A 21,964-nucleotide genomic window follows, 5' to 3' on the forward strand; every position below is an offset into this window, starting at 1 on the left:
AAAACATGTACTCATTTTAACATATTAAGAGAAAAAAAGTACCTCAATGGTATTTATTGGAAAAGAGATAGATGAGATGGGAGTAAGGAGAATAATATGAATAATTTAATTGAGATTGTACAAACAATCACAGGAATGGGTGCTTCAGCAATTTTACCAATCATTATTACTATTTTAGGATTGGTTTTCAGGATGAAATTAGGCGATGCGGTCAAAGCAGGGTTAACAGTCGGTGTTGGATTTATTGGATTGACCTTAGTGGTGGGCCTTTTGAACACCTCATTAGATCCAGCGGTAGATTATTATTCAAAGATGGGTTCAGGCTTTACGATCACTGATATTGGTTGGCCAGCAGTTGGTGCGGCTTCGTGGATGGCACCCTTTGCCGGACTAGCGATCCCAATCGGGTTAGTGTTGAATTTACTATTGGTTCGTTTGAAACTAACGAAAACTTTGAACGTTGACATTTGGAATTATATGCATTTTCTAGTACCGGGTGCGCTGGCCTATTTCATTTTTGATAATTTCTTTATTGGACTTGCGGTGACAGTTGCTTTATCTGTTTTGGCACTTTTCGTTGGTGATTGGGTAGCACCGTTGTGGCAGGAATATTATGGTCTAGAAGGAACAACTTGTACGACGATTATTCATACAGGATGGACCTTTGTAGTAGCGTGGCTAATGAATAAAGTGATTGATTTTATTCCAGGGCTGAACAAACTGGATGTTAGTTTAGAAGGAGTAAACAAACGAATTGGTGTAATGGGAGAACCTGTAATTATCGGGACAATCGTTGGGGTTCTTTTAGGAGTATTAACTCGTCAAGGAATTACTGAGATCATTCCGATGGGGATGGGAGTTGCTGGTGTTATGGTATTAATGCCGCGCGTTGTAAGTGTATTGATGGATGGGCTGTCTCCAATTGGAAAAGCAGCGAAAGACTTTATGCAAAAACAAATGGGTGAAGATGCTGACTTAAACATTGGGATGGATGTTGCTCTAGGATTAGGTGATCCAACGACAACGACAGTTACCGTGATTTCGATTCCATTAGTAATGCTGTGTGCTCTTGCTTTACCAGGGGTTAGAACGTTCCCAATCGGTATCTTGATGTCGATTATTTATATGTCAGTGATGACTGTCATGGCTAGCAAAGGGAATTTACTGCGTTCTATCATTACAACAGTTCTATTCTGTGTAATCGTGTTATATCTTGGCGGTTATGTCGCACCGGGGGCTACGGAGATGTTAAACGGTGCCGGTGTTGGTTTGAAAGGTCAGGGAACTGACTTCGTATTGACTGGTCCATGGAGTATTCTAATGTATTGGTTGAGTGCAGTGTTTGGTTAAAAAGGAGAAGACAATATGGCACAAATTTTACCCTCGATTTTTGGTGCAGATATTATGCATTTACAAGATGAAATTGATTTTTTGGAAAGAGAACAAACAAAGCTATTACACGTAGACTTGATGGATGGCAATTTTGTCTCTAATATCGCTTTTGGTCCAAATCAAATCGCTGAAATGAAACAGCATTCAAAAATGCTTTTTGATGTTCATATGATGGTCGACCATCCGCTGGATCATCTAGATGATGTAATCGCAACAGGTGCAGAGATGATTTCTGTTCATTATGAATCAACACCGCACGTCCATTCAATGCTTCAAAAGATTCGTAAAGCTGGCCGTAAAGCCGGTGTAGTGATCAATCCGGGTACTCCTGAAGCAGTTTTGGAATATCTGCTAGATGAGATTGACTACATTTTGATCATGACCATCAATCCCGGGCAACCTGGACAGACCTTCATTCGTAAAAGCTTGGAGAAAATCCGCAACACGAAAAAAATGATTGGTGATCGTAAAATTCAAATCGAAGTTGATGGTGGCGTGGATAGAGAAATTGCTAAGGAATGTGACGCAGCAGGTGCTGAACTGATCGTTGTAGGTGGAGCATTATTTTCAGGAAACAAAGAAGAACAATACAAAGCACTAAAAGACGCAGTTAAATAGTTAGTTCTTGATACGATTCCCACTTTTATGATTAGTGGGAATCGGAATTAGTATGTATTAGAAATGAGGAGAAGAATTAATGGAGAATTTTGAAGGAAAAGTAGCTCTGATTACAGGAGCGGCTCACGGAATTGGTAAAGGTATCGCAGAAAAATTTGCGGCAGCTGGTGCTCATACAGTGATTGTAGATTATAACCCCGAAACGGGAACAAAAACAGCAGAGGAAATTACAAAAAAACATGTTAAATCATTGTTTATCCAAGCAGATGTCTCGGATCCACAAGCGTTGGTCACTGCTCGTGAAATAGTTTTCAAAGAGTTTGGTCGAATCGATATCCTAGTCTTAAACGCTGGCGTTGCTTTTGCCAATAAGATGAATGACATCTCATTTGAGGAGTGGAATAAAACGCTAAATATAAATTTAACAGGATTATTCAATACAGTTAAGGCCTTTTACAATGATTTTCTAACAAACAATGGCTCGATCGTATATATTAGTTCAGGTTCGGCGTTGAGTGGAACAGGCGGCGGCGTTTCGTATCCAGCCTCTAAAGCAGGCGGGGAAGGGTTGATCCGAGGATTAGCAAAAGAGCTTGGTCCAAAGGGGGTCAATGTCAATGCTATTGCACCACGCTTAATCGATACAGGCGAAATGATGCGCGTTAACTATCCTACACAAGAAAGTTTGGATGGAGTCCTTCAAAAAATTCCTGTTCGTCGACTTGGTACGATCGAGGATGTTGCAAACCTGGCATTTTTCTTAGCAGATCCAGCGAACTCATATATCCAAGGTCAAACCATTTTGATGGACGGTGGTCGAACGATCGCGTAAAGGAGAAACTAATCGAATGAAAAACTATACACTAGATATTCTGAATGAACTGACTCAAAACGTGAAAAAAGTTGATTCAGATGAAATTGAAAACTTCATTAAGCAAATCAATTCTGCCAATCATATTTTTTTAAATGGGGCGGGACGTTCTGGAATCGCTATTCAGGCTTTTGCGAATCGGTTAATGCATCTAGGATTTTCTGTTAGTTTAGTTGGCGAAATCAGTTCGCCGCATTCAAAAGCAGGGGACTTGCTGATAATCTGCTCCGGCTCAGGAGAAACCGGCAGTTTGAAAAGTTTAGCTAAAAAAGCAAAACAAAGTGGAGTGAAGTTAGCGTTAGTAACGATGAAAAAAGATTCGACAATTGGTCGTTTAGCCGATGTAGTATTAGTGCTTCCGGGAACAACAAAAGAAGAGAATAAACGTGATGATGCTTTTGCTCAACCGATGGGGTCAGCTTTTGAACAACTAGCCTTTCTAACCTTTGATGGATTGGTTATGAACTTGATGGATGATACCGAAGAGTCGTCTGAGACGATGTTCGCCAGACATGCAGATTTTGAATAGAAAACAAATCCTCTAAGTGACTAGACTTAGAGGATTTTTTGTTAAAAAACCGCCTACCCAGTAATGGCAAGCAATTCCGAAAATTCTTATTATTGCAGCTTATCATAGGCGTTGAAAGCAACCCCTTCGTCCTTCCAGCCAACCTTGATTAAATGATCCCGTTCACTCTTGAGCAGTGTGAAGTGATGCGCGCCCGCTTTAGCGTTTGGATTATAAAGGCGATAGACTGGTTGCCCCTTACTAAAAGGCATGTGGAACCCGATATTATCATCGTGCCAGCCGACTTTCACCAAATACTCAGCTTCGCTAGGATCTGCGGTGTAATGATGGTCTCCAGCGTTAGGGTTGTACACGCGGCTAACGTACGCAGTTTTTTCAGTGGTATAGCCTTGACCGTAAAAACCGATGCCTTCGTCTTTCCAACCATAATTAATTAAGGTAGCGCGCTCAAAATCACTCGGAGTAAACAAATGCTCACCTGAGTTGGGATTATATAGCCGATTGATCGCAACTCTTGGAGCTTCAGCAGCCGCTGCTTTTGAACTTAAACCAAAGGTACCCAGTACACAAACACCAACGAACATAATCATCATGATAATCGATAGCTTCTTTTTCTTCATTCTTAACTCCTCCAATTTCATCTTTGAATGAGTGACGTTTCCAAAAATATTCTACCTGCTAAACGAATTTGTTCAATCAACAACAAAATTTCTTTTCTCTATCTAAAATTATAGCATATTGCTTTTATAAATTAATTTATTATCACTAAATATATTAATTTGACTGATAATTAAATACTGATGGTTCAATCAACAAAAAAATTTAAGCGATCATTGACACTGATAATAAGCTGTTTTTGACAAAAATCTCAAAATCTTCACAAAAAGGAAATGGACTTTATTAAACAGTCTGTACTATTCTAAAAAGAATAAGAAAGATTATTTTATCCAAATGAGGAGTGAAGATAAATGCGTGTATTGGTGGTCGAGGACAATCGTGAATTGGCTTTGTCGGTGAAAAAGGGACTAGAGCAGGAGAATATTTCGGTGGATCTGGCCTATGATGGCGAGCTGGGGGAAGAGAAGGCGTTTGTGACTCCTTATGACGGCATCTTGCTGGATTTGAATCTTCCTAAAAAGGATGGTCTAGCGGTTTTGCAGAGTCTAAGAGATTCCGAGGTGGAAAGTCCGGTCATCATCATTACTGCGCGAGATGAGATTGAAGAGCGGGCGAAGGGGCTGGATTTTGGCGCAGATGATTACTTGGTGAAGCCGTTTGAGCTGTTAGAATTGAAGGCGCGCTTGCGGGCAGTGATTCGACGGTATCATGGTCGCGCATTGCCGCAGATTGCGATCGGAGCGTTGATAGTTGACCCTGTTTGTCGGAAGGTCAGTTATCAGAAAAAGGAAATTTTACTGAAGCCGAAGGAATTTGATATCTTGCTGTGCATCGCGCAGCGACATCCCGCCGTGGTTTCGTCAGAGGAAATTTCTGAGCATGTTTATGATGAGGATTTTGACCCCTTTTCCTCGGTTTTGCGGGTCCATTTGGCTCGTTTGAAGAAGAAATTAGCTGAAGGGGCGGAAAAGGAAGTCTTGAAAACAATTCGAGCAAAGGGGTATCAATTATGCGACTAAATTTTAAAATGACGGTAACAATGCTGACCTTCTCACTGCTGATAACCGGCGTGATTTTAGCGAGCTTTTTCTTCCTGCGCAATAATGTGGCGAGTGTCAATATCGCTTCTACGCTAGGTGACGATATTTATTTTACGGAAGCGAAGATTCATTCGACTTCAGACGAGGATATCTCGGTGACTGGAAAAAAGGGACAGCTGTTGAGTACTTCGATGCTGGACAAGGCTTATCAGGATGAATTGTTTAAATATTTGCCGGCGATGGTCTTAGTGATTTGTTCGGCGGTTTTGTTGCTGACGTTTTTACTGTGGCTGGTGCTGCGGAAAATCTACAGCAATCAAATATTGGCCATCACCCACGATCTGAATTTCATTGATCAATTACCTAAAAATACCGTGAAGGACGAGGTGCTCAGTGAGGCCTTCAATAAATTAAAGGATAAATTTGACGGTCATTTAGAGGATTACCGCCGTTTGAACAGCTATCTGACTCATGAGCAAAAGAATGCCATCGCGATTTTACGGACGAATCTTGAAATCGAGCGCCAACAGGCCAATCAGGGAAATCTCGCACTATTGGATCGGCTGACTGACAGCATCGACGATATCCTGACGCTATCTAATAACACCGATGATCTAGGAGATGAGGTCGTGGATGTTTCTTTAGTCTGTGCTGAGGTGTGCGATGCCTATAAAAAGAATTATCCGGATTTGCTTTTTGAGTTCAACGAAGAGGAGACTACGCTGATTCAAGGGCGTGACCGTTGGATTTATCGCGCCGTTTCTAATTTAGTCGACAATGCAATCAAATATGGCGAGGGCAAGCTGGTCACTGTTACGATCGCAAACAAAAATGGAAGTGTGGTCATTCAGGTCAAGGATCAAGGCATCGGTATTCCCCAAGCGAAGCAGGCGGAGGTCTTTTCTCATCATTATCGAGTGAATGGACTAAAGCAAGACGGCTACGGTATTGGGTTGTCGGTGGTGTCGCATGTCTGTGATTTATGTCGCGGCTTTGTTTATTTAGAAAGTCAGGAAAAACAAGGCTCGGCGTTTTATTTGAGTTTTCCCAGTGTGGGTTAACATTCAGTTAACAGAGGATTTGCTACGATACGCTCATAGGAGGAGAGAAAGCGATGATCATCATCCGACATGCTTGGCTAAATCTTAAACGCAATCGTTTCAGTCATATGAAACTAGGCAGCTTTATTTTTCTGCTTCTCTTGATCGTCTTTTCGTTGGTGCAAATCTATCAGGTAGCGACGGGCTATTTTACCGATTACCGCGAGCAGGCAGCAACAGTCGTCAAGGGCGTGCAAGATTTAAATCAAACAGGACAAGCAATTTCATTAAAAAAAACCGATTATGAAAAATTGAAAGATCTACCTTACGTAAAAAAGAGTCAATTAAACGGGCAGGGTATTATTTCGTCGACCTTGGTTCCGCCTAAAAATCAAACAATCACTAATTACTCTAGTTTCTCAACAAATCAAACGAATGGGAGCTATTCACCAGTGACCATGCTGGACAACGATTCTTTAAAAGTACTTTTAACCGCTAAAAAAGAAAAGCTCCAAGGAACATTACCGCTGGAAAAAGACACCTGTGTCATTAGTCGGACACTGGCCAAAGAAAATAAGCTAAAGCTGAATGATACCATTTTGCTGGGAAATAAAGGACAAGAGCAAAAAGTAAAAATTGTCGGTATTGCAGAATTTTCAACGACCGACCAGATTTGCACCAGTGATTCCGTATTGATTAACTGGGAAACTGCCGCGGCGATCCAGCAAAATATCATCCAGCCGGATACGACTGTGATGTTTCAAATGACCAGTAAAAAGGCACTAAAAAGATTCGTAAAAGACTTTAAAAAAACAAAATCTTTTGAAGAGTACACATTAATTACTAAAAACTGGTCGCAGGGCTTGTTACAGTCAGCGAAGGATACTTTGGATTTAGTATTTAACGGCTTGATCGTCGCCCTGATTTTAGGCATCGTTTTGATCGCGGTTTTCTATCAGCTAAACATCAAACGGCGGCAAGATTTTTATACATTGTATTTGATGGGACTTGATCGCAAGACATTATCGCTTAGCAGCTCGTTGGAAAATTTGATACTGATTTTAGGCCTCGGACTGATGGCTGCTTTTACCTCGCAGCGGTTAAGCGGGTGGATTACTGGCGAGTGGCTGATTCAGCTTCAAAAGAATCTAGCAGAGCAGGAGCCTTTTATAGATTGGGTACTGCCTCATTTCGAGCAAATTTCTGCGACTAGCTGGTTAAATTACATCGGAATGATTTTTGCGGGCGCTTGTCTGTTTATCATGCTTTTGCTGGTGAACCTCCGCATCGCTCAGATCATACGTGAGCCGTTACAGGAGGTGGCGAGAAGATGAGCGAATGGATATTGGAAGCGGCGGATTATCGCTACGAGCATTCAGAGATAAAAACACTGGATAGGATTGAAGGCAGCTTTCAAACAGGAAGAAGCTACCAGTTTTTCGGTGATCCCGGCAGCGGAAAAACAACCTTATTAGCACTTTTTGCCGGATTGGCAGTTTGTACAAAAGGGTCGCTAATGTATGACAGACAGGAAATTGCTTCTCTTGAACGCCATCGTTATCGCGGATGTGAGGTCGCTTGTTTGTTTCAAACCGGCAGCTTATTAAAGGATTCGCCCATGGCAAATTTAGAGATGGAGGTCTTGCTTTCTGGTGAGAAGCCGGAAAAAGAGTCGTTGAAAAGCCTGCTGCTGTCGGTTGGGTTGGCAGAAAATCAGTTAAAGCTTCCCACCAATAGATTATCCGAAAGCGATCGCCAATTAGTGACTTTAGCCAAGCTGATGACCAAAAGCAAGGCCCAGCTGGTTTTAGTCGATGAACCGGAAAAAGTCTTTAGCGAATGTGGAGTTTTATTTGCCATGGCTAGCCTTAGAAGCTATTGTTTGCAACAGAAAAAATGCCTGATCTTTACCACTCAATCAACACAATCGGTTAATTTTGCGGATGAATTATGGGGACTTAATGGAGGGAAGTTACTCTTTATTAAGGAACAACGCCCCAGCTAAGATCGCGCTTTCCAACCATCCAAGTTCTTTAATAGGAAGGATACTACGATGAATTATTGGAAACGAGCGAAGAGCAGTATTTTTAGAACCAAGAGCAAGTCAGTGATTTTATTTGCTGTCATTTTTGTTTTAGGAAATGTGATTGCCGGAGCGATCGCTATTCAACAGTCAACAGCCAATGTTGAGAAAAAAATGAAGCAGCAGCTGGGAGCGACCGTCGCCCCAGAGTTAGATTTGAATAAATTATTGGAGCAAAGCGAAAATGGGGACACTCAGGCCTTGACGCGACCAGAAAATCTAAAAGAGGAAACCATCAAAAAAATGGGGAGTTCTCCCTATGTGAAGGACTATGACTACAGCTACCTAGCTTATTTGTATGTTAAAAAATTCAAAACCTATGAAATGAAGCAGCAGGGGAATGTCCAGTTTTCAACGGGCGAATACAAAACAATGAGCCTAAAGGGCAGCAACAGCAGCGAACCGATGGATTTTAAAAATAAGAAGGTCAAGCTGACGGATGGACGAATGTTGACAAAAGAAGAACTTGCCGGCAAAAAGCCGGTCGCCTTGATCTCGAAAAAGGTAGCAGACGAGAATGGGCTGTCTGTCGGCGATCAAATGGTCCTGGATACCGTCAGCTTGATACCAAAAGAAGACGGCACGTTGGATTCACAGGATTCGACGGAGCATGCGGTCAAAATCGTCGGTCTGTTTGAACCAATTAAACTGGAAAAAAAGAAAAGTGATGGAAAAAATGGTCAAGAGTCGATGAACCAGCAGATTACCGAGATGGAGCTGTATAATACTGCCTTTGTCTCTAACGGTCTGGTTCGTGAAATCAATAAAATCGAGGCAGAAAATCAGCCATCTGATTCAGAGGAAGAGATGCAAGAGGAAGTTGCGCCGATTTTCACGCTGAAATCACCAGACGATGTAGAGGCCTTCAAAGCGGAAATCAAACCGCTACTGCCGGAAGGATACAAAGCGGTTGCCTCCACTGATGAGTTTGACAAGGTAGGTGCCAGTGTCAAACGCCTGTCAAAAATTTCCGGCTATGTCGTATTACTAGCGGTTTTGGCTTCATTATTGATCATTTCATTAGTCGTCGTGCTCTTTATGAAGGATCGCCGTCACGAATGGGGCATCTATCTATCCTTAGGAGAACAGCGAAAAAATATCATGAAGCAGGTCGTCGCGGAAATATTTGTGATCAGTCTGGCTGCATTATTGCTCTCGCTTATCTCAGGGAATGTTTTAGGGAAAATAGTTTCGGAATCGTTGCTTGCGGGCGACACGATGGATCAAGCAGCGCAAAATGTCGGAAATCAAGTGGTCTCGATGGGAGGCGCTTCAGTTCTGGGGTCTTCACTTTCAAATCAGGATGTGCTAAGCAACTATGAAGTCCGTTTTTCACTCACGTACATTGCGACTTTCTTGATCGCCGGACTTGGGACGATTCTGTTAGCAGCTATTTTACCGTTGACCTACGTGATGCGGTTGAATCCGAAGAAAATCATGATGTAGAAGGAGAGAAGACGATGACAATTTTAGAGGCAAAAGATGTAAGTTATTTCTATCAAGATGGTGAAAAGCGTCGGATGATCCTGCAGGACACTTCGGTAAAATTTGAAAAGGGACGTTTTTACACGATTTTAGGTGAATCTGGTTCGGGCAAAACCACCTTCTTATCACTGATCAGTGCTTTGGATGCACCGAGCTCTGGTGAAATTTTATATAACGGCGAAGACATCAAACGGATCGGCTATGAACGCTTTCGCCGCGACGATGTCAGCATCATTTTTCAAAATTACAATTTGGTCCCGTATTTGACTGGACTGGAAAATGTATTAGTCGCAATGTCGATCACCGATAATGAAATGCCAAAGGATACTACGGAAATCGCGTACAACCTTTTAGATTATATCGGAATCACCAAAGCTAAGGCGGATCGGTTAGTCAATCAGCTTTCCGGCGGAGAACAGCAGCGAATCGCTATCGCCCGAGCTTTGGCAACCAATGTGGACATCATATTAGCGGACGAACCAACGGGGAATCTGGATGTGGGAATGGAGGAAGAAATCGTGACGATCTTCAAGGAATTAGCGACGATCCACAACAAATGTGTGATCGTGGTGACCCACTCGCGAGAAATTGCGGAACAATCAGACGAAACCTTCTATTTAAATCAAGGTGAGCTGCTGCCGTATGAGTGATTTTCTCTCGAATTTCAACAGCGATAATTATGACCGCCGCAAGGAAGAAAAGGAACCGCGCGAGCCGGATAAAAAAATAACCCATGAATCGAAGCAGCCAACCCTTTCCGCTGAAGAATCTCTTGAATCACAAACTAAACGAAAAATGCGCTCCCAGCAAGAAGCGACAGAGCTGGAACTTTCTTATCAAAAGCAGAAAAAAAGAAAACGTCGCATGATTCTCTTCGCTGTGGTCGCGGCATGTGTGCTGTTGGGGATCGTTTATTATCAGCAGACCCACGTCAAGGTACCGAATTTTGTAGGGAAAAACCTGACGGATGTGCAGGTCTGGGCTTCGGAGAATAAAGTAAAGCCCAAGATCAAACAGACCTATGATCGGGGAAAAGACGCCAATACGATCTTGGCGCAGGAACAAAAAGCCGGATCGCGAGTCAAAAAAGGCGGCGTATTAAACGTAACCAACAGTTTAGGAGCCGATCCTGAAGAGAAAATTCCGCTTCCTGATTTTATGAAGATGAAAAAGACTCAGGCAGAAAGATGGATCAAAGAGAACAAAGCCGAAAATCTTTCTCTGATTGAAGAATACAGCGATACGATCGAAAAAGGTCAGCCGCTCCGTTCTGAAATTGCCAACGCGGAAGTCACACCGGAAAATTACCGAAGAAAAGATGCCGCCAAAGTTTATTATTCAAAAGGGCCACAGACTTATCAAAAAGACATCAAGGTCCCAGACTTTCAGCGCAAGCCCCGCAGTGAGGTGGAAACGTGGGCGAAAAACAATGAGATCGATCTAACCTATGAGGAAAAAACCTCCAATGAGATTCCAGCGGATAATATCATTGACCAAAGTATCGCCAAAGACGAAAAAATCGCGAAAAAGGATAAAATGTCGGTCACTGTCTCATTAGGCAAAGGCTATGTCGTTCCGAATTTTTCTGAGTACAGCTTGGAAGATGCGAGTACCGCATTAGAGGGAGTGCAGGTACAGGCCAAAGGAGTCTATACGGATAATCTGCCTTATGGTCAATTAATCTCGCAAAGTGTCGAAGCGGGAAGAGTCTTGAGTGCCAAGGATGATTTAACGATCAAGGTTCTATACTCATTAGGTCAGCCCTACATGAAGGATTTGCGGGGGACGATGGTGGAAGGCGGACTGCAAAAATACTTCCACGATGAGTTCCAATCAAAAGGCGCGAACATCAATTATGTCATTCGCCATGTCGATTCAGACCAGCCAAAGGGAACAGTGGTAGGCATGAGTCACTTTAGCGATTACGTTCCGTTAAATCTGACCGTATCGATCGATATCAGTCTAGGCAATCTCGGCTCGGCCCCTACGAGCTTCCCGAATAATAATAATGGGGGCGATAACGGAGAAAATCAAGAAACACCAAGCGAATAGTTGGTTTTTAGCAGAGAATCCTGCTGTTCTATAACAAAACCATAAATTAAATTAGTATAAAATTGAATAACTTTTATAAACTCATTCGATAAATTGACGAATGAGTTTATTTGTGTTGGTTAATAAATAATTATTTGTGTTATAATGAGAATTATATAAATATTAAAATATCATTTGTTTGAATTTTTAAAATGGAGGCATTAAGCATGGATGGAACAACCAAAGAACAAGATAAGATTCGCAGAGGGACGCTGCTCATTTCACTTTTATTGCTAGTATGCAGTTTGGGAAGCTACTTCGTCTATCAGCATTTTTATCAGCCAGAGCTGCATGTGTCTTTTGTCAGCAAGAAAACTTTGCCGAATACTGGAAGTGTAAAGGACCCGGAAGATAAAAAAGCTAAAAATGTAAACAATTATTCAGCCAGCAGGAAAAACCAGCCCAATAGCACCTTGGAAAAAGAGCTGGAGATTGATCCGCTTAACCCGCTAATTGATAAAGAAAATTCGGAAAAAACGGTTCCTAGAAGTCCTTCTTCTAAAGTTTTTAAATTGAGTGACGAAATCGAAAGTTCGTACTAGGATTTGGACTTTTTAGAACAATCTGGAAACGTGAGGGCCATGCGTTTTCCTTAAAAAAATCGAGGCAGGGAAAATACTAACGAAAAGAAAGCGTTGACATTGTGATTTTCCTCCTTTACAATAATGATGAGAAAACTTAAATCAAAGCAACGGTGGTAGTTGCTGCTTTGAGTATGTTACTGATAATGCAGGCAGAACTCAAATTACCTTGGGATAAATACGCTATCCTTAGGTAATTTGGGTTTTTTTGTTTGAAAGGAGGGAAAGCATGATCATCAGTCAAATTTTGAACAATAATGTAGCCATTGTAAAAAAAGGGAGCAATAACCAAGCTCGCGGAAACGAAATCATAGTTTACTCTAAAGGCGTCGCTTTTAAACACAAAGCCGGCGACAGTATCGGGGAAAAAGATATTCAAAAGACCTACGTCTTAGATTCACATGATAAATTGGAGCACTTCAGCTATTTACTTTCTAACACTAAAGACGAATACCTTCAGATCGTAACCAAGACGATTGAATATGGTGAGGAAGTTATTCAGCAGGATGTTTCCGATTATCTCTATTTAGCCTTGCTGGATCACATCGATTTTGCCATCAAACGATTGCAAAAAGAGCAAATCGTCAAAAGTCCACTGGATTGGGAGGTCCGCAAGTTTTATCCGGAGCATTACCAAATCGGGCTTTACGCGGTGGGATTGATCGAAGAAACCACAGGCTTAGACTGTCCCCCAGAAGAAGCCGTCTCCATCGCATTGCATTTTATCAACTTACAGACCAAAGGCAGTGAGGACGATAATATGATGCGGATGATGGAAGCGGTGCGGAACATCTTATCGATTATCAAATATCATTATCGCTTGGATTTTGAAGAGGAGAGTATCAATTACATTCGCCTTGTCACGCATCTGCAGTATTTTATCATTCGGATGTTTAAGAATGAGACATTTACCTCAAATGAGACTGAGCTTAATCGGCAAATTCGCAAACTTTATCCAGAAGCATACAGCTGTGTCAATAAGATTCGCATCTATGTCAGAGACACGTTTGAAAAAGAATTATCAGATGATGAGGAGGCCTACTTAATGCTCCACATCCAACGAGTTACAAAACGAGAAGAGGAGAATTAAGATGAAATATCAAGAATTTTGCAACCAGCTGATCGAATTGGTCGGCGGTAAAGAAAATATTCAAAGCGTGACGAACTGTATGACGCGCTTACGTTTTAAATTGAAGGACCGCAATCTTCCTAAAACAGAAGAAATCAAGGAGCTGCCTGATGTGATCGACGTGGTCTCAAATGATGTGGCTTATCAAGTCATTATTGGTACTCAGGTACAGGACATTCGTCCAGAGATGAATCAGATTTTAGGCTTAGGCGGAGGCGAAGTTAAATCTGAAGCTGGGGAAAAAGAAAAATTCGTGACGATGGCCTTACGAATCTTGTCTGAGGCGATGGGTCCGATCTTGATTCCCATCATGGCAGCCGGGCTGATAGCCGGAATCTTGTCTTTGCTTTCTTTGACGGGATTAGTATCGGCGGAAAGCTCGACCTATATGATCCTAGATGCGATTCGGCAAGCAGTGTTCTTCTTTTTACCAGTGTTGATCGCGATTTCTTTTGCTCGACGCTTAGAGGTCAACGAGTATCTGGCGGTCACAGTCGCATTGACCTTAATGTCTGATGCGATTAATGGCGCGAAGGGACTGGATTTTCTGGGCTTGAGTTTACCAGAGACCACTTATTCAAATTCCTTTTTCCCAATTATTTTAAGTATCATCTTCATGAAATATGTTGGGAAATTCCTAGAGAAAATCATGCCGAAAGCGCTGCAATATTTCTTCAATCCGGTATTAATCTTGATTATTACAGTACCGGTAACGCTGATTTTATTCGGACCTTTAGGAACATATATCGGCGATGGCTTGAACTTTGTCTTTGATTTTGTTGGAAATACCTTGGGCAGCTGGAGTGTTGTAATGCTCTATGCCGCGTTACAGCCATTCTTAATTACGATCGGTGCAGGGAATTTTATTATTCCGATCTTTATGAATTCATATGCGACTCTAGGCTATGACGCTGTCTTTACCGCAGCTTGGATCATTTCTGATATCGCAGTATGTGGTGCGGTAATGGGCTACTTCTTCCGCTCAAAAGACAAAAAGCAAAAGCAATTGTTTGGGACGACGGCTTTCAGTGCGTTCATGGGTGTAACTGAACCGGCTATTTACGGAGTGTTTGTTAAGTATCGCCGGCCATATATCGCTGTCATGATCGGTGGCGGACTGGGCGGATTGTTCGCCGGCTTGATGAAGGTTGTTGGGTATGCGCCGGTTGGTTTGTTCGGGATCGCCTCATTTATCGGTAAAGATAATTACAGAAACTTCTATATGATGTTGATTGCAGTCATTATCGGTTTTGTTGGAGCTGGGATTGCCGCCTTTATTTTAGGAATTCCAAATGATGAAAAAGCCAAAGAAAAACAAGCGAAGCCAGTGGAAACAGATGCCGAAGCAGTTACAAAATTATTGATCAAAGCGCCGGTCAAAGGCAAAAACGTCGCATTAAGCAATGTGAATGACAAAGCCTTTTCTTCATCCGCGCTAGGAAAAGGGCTGGGGATCGAACCAGAAGAAGATACGATTCATGCACCGGTCAACGGTGAAGTCGTAAGTTTATTCCCAACCAATCATGCCATTGGGATCAAAACCGAATACGGCGTGGAGATTCTGATTCATATTGGGATCAATACTGTTGAATTAGATGGTGATTATTTTGAAGCGTTTGTTAAGCAAGGGGATCAGGTTTCGGCCGGCGATCCAATCCTGAAGGCTGATATGGCCGGGATTCGCAGTAAAGGCTACGATCCAGTCGTGATCACAGTCATCACCAATACAGCGGATTACTTAGATGTTTTGCCAACCAGTGATTTGAGCTTGAATAGTAAAGAAGACTGCCTGACAGTCGTTGTCTAAAACGGAGGGAAAAAAGTGACAAAATTAGCGAATGATTTTTTATGGGGCGGCAGCATCGCCGCTCATCAATTAGAAGGTGCTTGGCAAGAAGGCGGTAAAGGACCAGCGATTATGGACTTTGCCACATCAGGCTCAGCGACGACACCGCGAGAATATACCAAAACGATCGAAGCAGGTCGGCACTATCCTTCACATGAGGGGATCGATTTTTACCATCGCTACAAAGAAGACATCAAGCTATTTGGCGAGATGGGCTTTAAAAGCTTGCGGATCTCGATCGACTGGTCGCGGATTTATCCAAACGGCGACGATGCCGAACCGAACCAAGCAGGGATCGAGTTTTATCAAAATGTTGTGGACGAGCTGCTGAAGTACAACATTGAGCCGATCGTTACCCTCTATCATTTTGAGCTGCCGATGAATTTGGTGCACAGCTATGATTCTTGGAAGAGTCGACAAGTGATTGATTTTTATTTGAAATATGTCGAAACAATGGTGGAGGCTTTGAAGGGCAAGGTCAAATATTGGGTGACCTTCAATGAAATGAACCATATTGATCCGCAAACCGAAGCGTCGGATATGTTCACTTATATTTTGGCAGGACTAAAATACAGCGAGCTTGAAGGAAACAAAAAGGAAATTTTGGCAGTCGTCGGGTACAACATGACATTAGCCGGTGTCAAAGCTACAAGATTGATTCACCAGCTTGATCCGCAAAGCCAAGTCGGCTGTGTTTTCGGTATTACGCCAACGTATCCAGTGAATTGCGATCCTATCAATGTCTTGAATGCCTTTAAGGAAATGGATCGTGATTTTTACCAGATCGATGCGATGTGTTATGGCGAATTTCCTAAGTATAAGTTGCGGGAATATGCGGACATGGGCTTTGATATCGGGATGACCGAAGAGGATAAGCAGGCATTTGCGGAAGGAAAACTCGATTATATCGGCATGAATTACTATATGTCGGATGTGGCCCACTATGAAGGCGGCGATGATGACGAGGAGTCGTTGTTCGGCGGTGTTCAGAATTCTTTCCTTGAGAAAAGCAAATGGGGCTGGGGGATCGATCCAATCGGTCTCAGATATTTACTGAATTATACTTATCGCAGATATGGTCTGCCGATCATTATTTGTGAAAATGGCTTGGGGGCTGTCGATGAAGTTGGCTCAGATGGCGTAGTTCATGATGATTATCGAATCGACTTTTTACAAAAACATCTCAGCGAGCTGAAAAAAGCTGTCGAAGAGGACAAAGTCGATTGCTTTGGCTACTTGATGTGGGGGCCGATCGATCTCGTCAGTGCAACGACTGGCGAAATGAAAAAACGCTACGGCTTCATTTATGTCGATAAGCAGGATGATGGCACGGGCGATCTGACGAGAACGCCGAAAGACTCATTTTATTGGTATAAAAATCTGATCGAGACGAATGGGGAGGAATTGTAAAATGAAAAAAGTATTTGGGGCGTTGTTAACCTGTTTATTAGGCTTAACGTTGATTGGCGGATTGACTAAAGGTGTTGAGGCCGAGGCAGCGAAGAAAAATGATGAAGTCACGATTTACTTGATCCGTCATGGGAAGACCTTCTTCAATACAACTGGTCAGGTTCAGGGATTCGCGGATTCCCCATTAACCGACAAGGGGATCAGTCAGGCGAAAAAATTAGGTGCAGGGTTGAAGGATATCAAGTTTGACTTGGCCTATTCTAGTGATTTAGGGCGTCAGCGCAATACCGCCAAGCTGATCCTTTCAAAAAATGACCATAAAAAACCGAAATTGGTCGAACACGACGGCTTTAAAGAGTGGAACTATGGCGGTTATGAAGGAAAAACCGATAAAGAAATGTGGACCCCAATCTTTGAAGCGAACGGCTTCAAGCTGGATGATGACTGGTCGGATTATGACAAGCTTGTCGAAAAAATCGGTGACGACGGCATCGCAAACACGATCGCAGAAAATGATCCGCTGAAAGCAGCTGAGAATTACGATGAAATCACCACTCGCGGACAAGCAGCGATGGACAAGGTAGTCAAAGATGCCAAGAAAAAGAATGCGAAAAATGTCATGATCGTATCCTCAGGCGGCATGATCCCGACATTGCTAGAGCTGCTGGTTCCTGACGAGTACAACGGTGAGATGCTGGATAATTGCAGCGTGACAACACTGAAATACAAAGATGGCAAGTATACGCTGGATAAGATTGGCGATACACAGTATATTGAATAGAAGCAAAATCCCTTCACTGAAAAAAATCAGTGAAGGGATTTTTTGTTAACGCAAATTAGAAAAAGCGCCGAACTTCGTCATCAATTCATCGAAGCCTGGAACGGTTTCTTCGCGATTCCAATCGCGTTGCAATTCGCACGCAAGCTGGGCGATGGAGGTCAGTTGCGCACCGGCTTGTTCGACGCGGCGCAGGGCTGTTTCATGAGCGATCGGTGAGGTTCCGCCGACTGCATCGACGATTGGATAAACTTCGTAGCCTTCCTTCAAAGCGTCCAAGGTTGGGAAAGTTAAACAAGCTTCGGTCCACAAAGCAAGGATCAAGATTTTTTTCCGACCAGTTGCTTTAATTGCTTCATTATATTCTTTGTCTTCCCACGCATTGATGGAGCTGCGGTCATAGGACGGTACATCTTCGCCGACAGCTTTCTTCAAAACAGGGATCGTATCGGTATTCCAGCCTTTTTCAACATTTACCGTTGAAAGGACGATCGGGATATTATAAAGTTTCGCCAGCTCGATCACAAGTTCCGTATTGCGGATCAATTCGGAACGATTCATGGAATTGATTGAGTTGATCTGAGTCGGTTGATAATCGATCACTGTCAACACCGTATTTTCTGGTGAAAGTAATTCATCTTCCGTTCTTTTCGCATAGCTAGTCATTCTATTCACTCCCTCAAATTAATACCTTCATTCTACTGCTTATTCCAAAAAATCACGAAGATTTCGTTTTATTGAATCTGCATCAGCTTTTCAAGAAAGAGGCTTCCCGCATTTGAGAAAATTTGTTTTCTTTTCCAGATAATACTGATCCTAGAAGTGAGGGCTGGTTCAAGAGGAATAAAGACTAAGCCGTTATTCTGGGTATGAATGATTCCATCGATACAAAAGGCAGCACTTTGTCCTTCTTTAACTAATAAGGACGCGTTGTAAAGCAAGTTATAGCTGCCGATAATATTAAAATTGCTTAAATTACCGCCTAGCCATTCTGACAGTTGATTATTTACCAGCGTTTGATTAGAGATCAGCAAGGCATGATCCTTCAGCTCCTGTGGCGATACGGTCTCTTTTCCTGCCAGCTCATGCTTTTCATTTACTAAAATACCCCAGCGATCCGCAACCGGTAGGGAGAGGTATTCATACTTTTGCTTCTCAACCGGATCGATAACCAGCCCAAAATCCAACAGGCCCTTATCGATCTTATCCTTCACATCGTCAGCGTTGCCACTGTACATATGAACATTGATATCCGGATATTTCTCCATCAAGTCATTCAGGATCACCGATAGAAATTGAAAGGCTTGTGTTTCACCGCCGCCTATCAGGATATCTCCGCCGATGACTTCATTCTTTTGAAGGTTCGCTGTTGTGGTATCTACCAGTGACAGAATTTCCTTGCCGCGATTTTGCAGGTAGACGCCATCTTCCGTTAAAGAGATTTCACGATTTCCGCGAATGAAGAGCTGAACACCTAATTCTTCCTCCAAATCCTTTAATTGCTTCGACAAAGTAGGCTGAGACAGGTGGAGAACGGCCGCGGCTTTACTGATGGTCTTTTCTCTGGCAACGGTTAAAAAGTAATTCAATACACGTAATTCCATGCTCTTCCTCCTATAACTAAAAGCGATAGCTGCCTATTCTATATAAGTATTAGTCATTGCAAGTATAGCGAAGTATACTCTAATCAGCAACTAGAGGAGGGCAGAGACAATGATCAAACATGAATTATTAGCGAAGATACAAAGACAAGAGATTTTGCCGGGATCATATATGTATGATGAGATCCATAGGCTGAAGGCTGATAATGAACGGCTCGTAGTGGAAATGAATCAGCACTATCAGACTGCCGAAGAAATGCGAGCCTCATTAGAAAAAATCACTGGACGAGCGATCGATGCTTCTGTAACGATTTCTCAGCCGTTTTATACAGATTTTGGCAAACACATTTCTTTTGGAAAAGATATTTTTATCAATCAAAACGTAACCTTCGTTGATTTAGGCGGGATCGTGATTGAGGACCATGTTCTGATCGGTCCTATGTGCCGGATTATTTCCGTCAACCACCTGATTGATCCTACTAAGCGCAGAGGTCTGTCGGTAGCTGCGGTCAAGATCGAAGAAAATGCTTGGCTGGGTGCCAACGTAACGGTTCTTCCTGGTGTGACCATCGGAAAAAATGCGGTCATTGCTGCGGATTCGACCGTCACAAAGGATGTACCAGACAATGTGATTGTCGCCGGAACGCCAGCTAAAGTAATCAAAGAAATTTAACTTTGCGAAAAGTCAGAAGTACTGTACAAATCTAAAACCAGCTACTAAAAATGAAAAGGGGAAGAACAATGACAGCTATTTCAGAAAAAGTAATTATTATTATGGGCGCATCATCAGGTATTGGAGAAGCCACCGCGAAACTATTAGCCAGTAAAGGCGCAAAGCTTGTCCTAGCAGCTCGCCGGGAAGAACGCATCAAAGCTTTAGCGGATACATTAGGCAAAGATGTTTTTTATCAAAAGGCTGATGTGACCGATCGGCAACAGGTCCAAAGGGTGATTGATTTGGCACTGGAAAAATTCGGCCGAATCGATGTGATGTATAACAACGCCGGGATCATGCCGCAGGGAAATCTCGCGAAATTAGAGTATAAGAGCTGGCAAGAGATGCTAGATATCAACATTATGGGTGTGCTGAATGGAATCGGGGCCGTTTTGCCGATCATGCAAAAACAACAGACAGGATTGATCATTTCGACAGACTCAGTGGCAGGACATGTCGTCTATCCGGGTTCAGCCGTTTATAACGGAACAAAATACGCAGTCAGAGCGATCATGGAAGGCTTACGGCAGGAAGAGCTGGATAACGGGATTCGTTCGACGATTATTTCGCCGGGAATGGTCGCCTCTGAATTATTCAGTACCGTCGGCGACGAATCGACAGAGGCAGCGCTGCGAGAAACGGCGGGAAAGGCCGGCTTTAGTTTATCATCAGAGGATGTGGCGCAGGCAGTCTTGTATGCGATCGAACAACCGGAGCATGTGACGATCAGCGAGGTCTTGTTGCGTCCGGCCAAGCAGAGTATTTAATTAATATAGAAGCTTTATAGAAGCTTTCAAGTGATAGCGGAGTTGATGGAAATGACATTCCTCCAAAGATTCTTTTTGATCGGAATAACGGGAGTTTGTTTGAGCGCTTTTGCCGGCTGCTCTTCACCCGATTATTCGCGGACGAACGAATCAACAGCATTCAGTAAAGAGGAGAACGAAGAAATCATGCGATTACGGATCAACGGGGACGAATTCCAAGTAAAGCTAGAGCAGAACCAAACGGCGGAAAAATTACGAATGATCCTGCCGAAAAAATTCAGGATGCAAGACCTGCATCAAAATGAAAAATATTATGATCTTCCTCAAAGTCTTCCAACTAATGCAACGCGAGTTGGGAAGATCAAAGCAGGTGACGTAATGTTGTACGGAGATGACACTCTAGTTATTTTTTATCAATCCTTTGAAACTAATTTTTCGTATACAAGGATTGGTCGAATCGTTGAGACACAAAATCTGGCAGAGCGGTTTGGGATAGATGAAATCCAGATCGAGAGAAGTAAATGATATAATAAAGGAAAAGTTTCCCTTAGCAAAAGTAATGATCTACTCGTTTTTCGTAAATGTTTAAGCAAAAAAGCGTCTGACTCAATAACTGAGTCAGACGCTTTTTGCGCACATTATTACTTGGTGGAATTGTTATTTATAAAATGCTTTTTCTCGTTGCCGGATCAATAATGTCCTCTAGTTGAAACTTCTCGTCTGCATAATTTAGGATAAAGATCGCGCAATTTGGAAACGCACGAACCAATTCATTGCCGTCGCCTTGCCAAATCGTTTGAAGAAAGCTGATGCAGGCTCCGTTATGGGAAACTGCTAAGACATTCTGATGATCGTCTTTAGCCATGATTTGATGCAGGGCAGCCGTGATTCTCTTTTGGACCCCAGACATGGATTCGCCGCCAAACTGAAGATAGAAGGAATCGAAGTATTCCGGGCCAAGGGGTTGTAAAAACTGCTGCTCGCCCTCAAAGGAGCCGAATCCCATTTCTTTTAGTTCCTTCAGTCGTTGATAATTTTTACTGCCAGTTACGATCTCCAAGGTATCACAGGCACGCTCTTGTGTAGAGGCGTACAGGTGGTCGAATTGAATATTGCGATCTTGAAAATATTCTCGTGCTAAACGGGCTTGCTGAATCCCTTTTTCTGTCAAAGGAGAGTCGCAGGCTCCTTGAACTTTTTTCAATTGATTGAATAATGTTTCGCCGTGACGCATCAAAAATAGCTTCTTAGTCATTTTTTCCTCCAGTTCATTCATTACTTAAATACTATCAAATAGAAGTTAATAACGCATCCTTATTTGTAAAAACATTTGATGACTTGAAAATAGGCTATCGATAGCGGTCGGAGTA

The 21,964-nt window shown here is 42.6% G+C and carries 23 protein-coding genes; 19 read left to right on the plus strand and 4 right to left on the minus strand.

The genetic code is table 11. The features are described 5' to 3' along the window. Window positions 1–96 precede the first annotated feature (96 nt). The 4 genes from FFR60_RS01135 to hxlB all read left to right on the plus strand — a co-directional run bounded on the left by FFR60_RS01135 (window position 97) and on the right by hxlB (window position 3,410). Window positions 97–1,350: a PTS transporter subunit IIC gene (locus FFR60_RS01135; protein WP_137662641.1), complete on the plus strand. Its 1,254-nt coding sequence runs from the start codon at window positions 97–99 to the stop codon at window positions 1,348–1,350. A 15-nt stretch (window positions 1,351–1,365) separates the two neighbouring features. After that, the gene (gene rpe, locus FFR60_RS01140) at window positions 1,366–2,010 is read left to right on the plus strand and encodes a ribulose-phosphate 3-epimerase (protein ID WP_137662642.1); all 645 of its coding nucleotides are present in this window, start codon (window positions 1,366–1,368) and stop codon (window positions 2,008–2,010) included. Between the two features lie 79 nt (window positions 2,011–2,089). Beyond that, the gene (locus FFR60_RS01145) at window positions 2,090–2,842 is read left to right on the plus strand and encodes an SDR family NAD(P)-dependent oxidoreductase (protein ID WP_137662643.1); all 753 of its coding nucleotides are present in this window, start codon (window positions 2,090–2,092) and stop codon (window positions 2,840–2,842) included. A 16-nt stretch (window positions 2,843–2,858) separates the two neighbouring features. Next, entirely contained in the window at window positions 2,859–3,410 is a 552-nt protein-coding gene (gene hxlB / locus FFR60_RS01150; RefSeq protein ID WP_137662644.1) for a 6-phospho-3-hexuloisomerase, read from the plus strand. Between the two features lie 89 nt (window positions 3,411–3,499). Here the strand turns inward: hxlB and FFR60_RS01155 are convergent, their stop codons facing one another. Next, window positions 3,500–4,030, minus strand: a complete 531-nt coding sequence (locus tag FFR60_RS01155; RefSeq protein WP_088934953.1) for a hypothetical protein — start codon at window positions 4,028–4,030, stop codon at window positions 3,500–3,502. Between the two features lie 348 nt (window positions 4,031–4,378). Here FFR60_RS01155 and FFR60_RS01160 point away from each other — a divergent pair, with 348 nt between their 5' ends. From FFR60_RS01160 to FFR60_RS01220, 12 genes are all read left to right on the plus strand, one after another. Next, window positions 4,379–5,047: a response regulator transcription factor gene (locus FFR60_RS01160; RefSeq protein WP_137662645.1), complete on the plus strand. Its 669-nt coding sequence runs from the start codon at window positions 4,379–4,381 to the stop codon at window positions 5,045–5,047. Then, on the plus strand, window positions 5,038–6,129 hold the full coding sequence (locus FFR60_RS01165; RefSeq protein ID WP_088934955.1) for a sensor histidine kinase: 1,092 nt from the start codon (window positions 5,038–5,040) through the stop codon (window positions 6,127–6,129). Before FFR60_RS01160 ends, FFR60_RS01165 begins: the two co-directional genes overlap by 10 nt. 53 nt (window positions 6,130–6,182) lie before the next feature. Next, on the plus strand, window positions 6,183–7,442 hold the full coding sequence (locus FFR60_RS22875; protein ID WP_249354924.1) for an ABC transporter permease: 1,260 nt from the start codon (window positions 6,183–6,185) through the stop codon (window positions 7,440–7,442). Next, the gene (locus FFR60_RS01180; RefSeq protein WP_137662646.1) at window positions 7,439–8,113 is read left to right on the plus strand and encodes an ATP-binding cassette domain-containing protein; all 675 of its coding nucleotides are present in this window, start codon (window positions 7,439–7,441) and stop codon (window positions 8,111–8,113) included. The genes FFR60_RS22875 and FFR60_RS01180 overlap by 4 nt, the downstream gene beginning before the upstream one ends. A gap of 48 nt (window positions 8,114–8,161) precedes the next feature. Continuing rightward, window positions 8,162–9,637, plus strand: coding sequence for an FtsX-like permease family protein (locus FFR60_RS01185; protein WP_137662647.1), 1,476 nt, complete (start codon window positions 8,162–8,164; stop codon window positions 9,635–9,637). A gap of 14 nt (window positions 9,638–9,651) precedes the next feature. Next, window positions 9,652–10,326, plus strand: coding sequence for an ABC transporter ATP-binding protein (locus tag FFR60_RS01190; protein ID WP_088934958.1), 675 nt, complete (start codon window positions 9,652–9,654; stop codon window positions 10,324–10,326). Next, on the plus strand, window positions 10,319–11,728 hold the full coding sequence (locus tag FFR60_RS01195) for a PASTA domain-containing protein (RefSeq protein ID WP_137662648.1): 1,410 nt from the start codon (window positions 10,319–10,321) through the stop codon (window positions 11,726–11,728). The genes FFR60_RS01190 and FFR60_RS01195 overlap by 8 nt, the downstream gene beginning before the upstream one ends. Window positions 11,729–11,934: 206 nt before the next feature. Beyond that, window positions 11,935–12,309 carry a hypothetical protein gene (locus tag FFR60_RS01200; protein ID WP_088934960.1) on the plus strand — a complete coding sequence of 125 codons (375 nt, stop codon included), beginning with the start codon at window positions 11,935–11,937 and terminating at the stop codon, window positions 12,307–12,309. 268 nt (window positions 12,310–12,577) lie between these two features. Continuing rightward, the gene (locus FFR60_RS01205; protein WP_088934961.1) at window positions 12,578–13,438 is read left to right on the plus strand and encodes a PRD domain-containing protein; all 861 of its coding nucleotides are present in this window, start codon (window positions 12,578–12,580) and stop codon (window positions 13,436–13,438) included. 1 nt (window position 13,439) lies between these two features. Next, window positions 13,440–15,284 (plus strand): beta-glucoside-specific PTS transporter subunit IIABC, encoded by a 1,845-nt coding sequence (locus tag FFR60_RS01210; protein ID WP_137662649.1) that lies wholly within the window; start codon window positions 13,440–13,442, stop codon window positions 15,282–15,284. Between the two features lie 15 nt (window positions 15,285–15,299). Continuing rightward, window positions 15,300–16,733, plus strand: coding sequence for a family 1 glycosylhydrolase (locus FFR60_RS01215; RefSeq protein ID WP_137662650.1), 1,434 nt, complete (start codon window positions 15,300–15,302; stop codon window positions 16,731–16,733). A 1-nt stretch (window position 16,734) separates the two neighbouring features. After that, a complete protein-coding gene (locus FFR60_RS01220; RefSeq protein WP_088934964.1) occupies window positions 16,735–17,514 on the plus strand; it encodes a histidine phosphatase family protein in 780 nt (259 codons plus the stop codon). Between the two features lie 45 nt (window positions 17,515–17,559). Here FFR60_RS01220 and FFR60_RS01225 read toward each other — a convergent pair whose 3' ends face one another. Beyond that, the gene (locus tag FFR60_RS01225; protein ID WP_088934967.1) at window positions 17,560–18,177 is read right to left on the minus strand and encodes a hydrolase; all 618 of its coding nucleotides are present in this window, start codon (window positions 18,175–18,177) and stop codon (window positions 17,560–17,562) included. A 68-nt stretch (window positions 18,178–18,245) separates the two neighbouring features. Beyond that, window positions 18,246–19,115 carry a LysR family transcriptional regulator gene (locus FFR60_RS01230; RefSeq protein WP_137662651.1) on the minus strand — a complete coding sequence of 290 codons (870 nt, stop codon included), beginning with the start codon at window positions 19,113–19,115 and terminating at the stop codon, window positions 18,246–18,248. A 109-nt stretch (window positions 19,116–19,224) separates the two neighbouring features. Between FFR60_RS01230 and FFR60_RS01235 the strand changes: the two genes are divergently transcribed. The 3 genes from FFR60_RS01235 (at window position 19,225) to FFR60_RS01245 (ending at window position 21,119) form a co-directional block, all read left to right on the plus strand. Beyond that, the gene (locus FFR60_RS01235; RefSeq protein ID WP_137662652.1) at window positions 19,225–19,785 is read left to right on the plus strand and encodes a sugar O-acetyltransferase; all 561 of its coding nucleotides are present in this window, start codon (window positions 19,225–19,227) and stop codon (window positions 19,783–19,785) included. 68 nt (window positions 19,786–19,853) lie between these two features. Further along, window positions 19,854–20,594: an SDR family oxidoreductase gene (locus tag FFR60_RS01240; protein ID WP_137662653.1), complete on the plus strand. Its 741-nt coding sequence runs from the start codon at window positions 19,854–19,856 to the stop codon at window positions 20,592–20,594. A gap of 51 nt (window positions 20,595–20,645) precedes the next feature. Next, window positions 20,646–21,119: a cyclophilin-like fold protein gene (locus FFR60_RS01245; protein WP_171004839.1), complete on the plus strand. Its 474-nt coding sequence runs from the start codon at window positions 20,646–20,648 to the stop codon at window positions 21,117–21,119. A 136-nt stretch (window positions 21,120–21,255) separates the two neighbouring features. On the opposite strand, the gene FFR60_RS01250 is transcribed toward FFR60_RS01245, so the two are convergent. Further along, window positions 21,256–21,849 (minus strand): histidine phosphatase family protein, encoded by a 594-nt coding sequence (locus FFR60_RS01250; RefSeq protein WP_137662654.1) that lies wholly within the window; start codon window positions 21,847–21,849, stop codon window positions 21,256–21,258. Window positions 21,850–21,964: the final 115 nt, after the last annotated feature.

The organism is Enterococcus hulanensis (assembly GCF_005405485.1).
GTDB lineage: Bacteria > Bacillota > Bacilli > Lactobacillales > Enterococcaceae > Enterococcus_A > Enterococcus_A hulanensis.

Bases quoted from the DNA above. Each gene is read 5' to 3' on its own strand.
- FFR60_RS01205 (WP_088934961.1), top strand. From the start codon at position 12,578: ATGATCATCAGTCAAATTTTGAACAATAATGTAGCCATTGTAAAAAAA.
- FFR60_RS01230 (WP_137662651.1), bottom strand. From the start codon at position 19,115: ATGGAATTACGTGTATTGAATTACTTTTTAACCGTTGCCAGAGAAAAG.
- FFR60_RS01160 (WP_137662645.1), top strand. From the start codon at position 4,379: ATGCGTGTATTGGTGGTCGAGGACAATCGTGAATTGGCTTTGTCGGTG.
- FFR60_RS22875 (WP_249354924.1), top strand. From the start codon at position 6,183: ATGATCATCATCCGACATGCTTGGCTAAATCTTAAACGCAATCGTTTC.
- FFR60_RS01200 (WP_088934960.1), top strand. From the start codon at position 11,935: ATGGATGGAACAACCAAAGAACAAGATAAGATTCGCAGAGGGACGCTG.
- FFR60_RS01145 (WP_137662643.1), top strand. From the start codon at position 2,090: ATGGAGAATTTTGAAGGAAAAGTAGCTCTGATTACAGGAGCGGCTCAC.
- FFR60_RS01180 (WP_137662646.1), top strand. From the start codon at position 7,439: ATGAGCGAATGGATATTGGAAGCGGCGGATTATCGCTACGAGCATTCA.
- FFR60_RS01185 (WP_137662647.1), top strand. From the start codon at position 8,162: ATGAATTATTGGAAACGAGCGAAGAGCAGTATTTTTAGAACCAAGAGC.
- FFR60_RS01135 (WP_137662641.1), top strand. From the start codon at position 97: ATGAATAATTTAATTGAGATTGTACAAACAATCACAGGAATGGGTGCT.
- FFR60_RS01190 (WP_088934958.1), top strand. From the start codon at position 9,652: ATGACAATTTTAGAGGCAAAAGATGTAAGTTATTTCTATCAAGATGGT.
- FFR60_RS01165 (WP_088934955.1), top strand. From the start codon at position 5,038: ATGCGACTAAATTTTAAAATGACGGTAACAATGCTGACCTTCTCACTG.
- FFR60_RS01245 (WP_171004839.1), top strand. From the start codon at position 20,646: ATGACATTCCTCCAAAGATTCTTTTTGATCGGAATAACGGGAGTTTGT.
- FFR60_RS01240 (WP_137662653.1), top strand. From the start codon at position 19,854: ATGACAGCTATTTCAGAAAAAGTAATTATTATTATGGGCGCATCATCA.
- rpe (WP_137662642.1), top strand. From the start codon at position 1,366: ATGGCACAAATTTTACCCTCGATTTTTGGTGCAGATATTATGCATTTA.
- hxlB (WP_137662644.1), top strand. From the start codon at position 2,859: ATGAAAAACTATACACTAGATATTCTGAATGAACTGACTCAAAACGTG.
- FFR60_RS01195 (WP_137662648.1), top strand. From the start codon at position 10,319: ATGAGTGATTTTCTCTCGAATTTCAACAGCGATAATTATGACCGCCGC.
- FFR60_RS01225 (WP_088934967.1), bottom strand. From the start codon at position 18,177: ATGACTAGCTATGCGAAAAGAACGGAAGATGAATTACTTTCACCAGAA.
- FFR60_RS01220 (WP_088934964.1), top strand. From the start codon at position 16,735: ATGAAAAAAGTATTTGGGGCGTTGTTAACCTGTTTATTAGGCTTAACG.
- FFR60_RS01250 (WP_137662654.1), bottom strand. From the start codon at position 21,849: ATGACTAAGAAGCTATTTTTGATGCGTCACGGCGAAACATTATTCAAT.
- FFR60_RS01235 (WP_137662652.1), top strand. From the start codon at position 19,225: ATGATCAAACATGAATTATTAGCGAAGATACAAAGACAAGAGATTTTG.
- FFR60_RS01155 (WP_088934953.1), bottom strand. From the start codon at position 4,030: ATGAAGAAAAAGAAGCTATCGATTATCATGATGATTATGTTCGTTGGT.
- FFR60_RS01210 (WP_137662649.1), top strand. From the start codon at position 13,440: ATGAAATATCAAGAATTTTGCAACCAGCTGATCGAATTGGTCGGCGGT.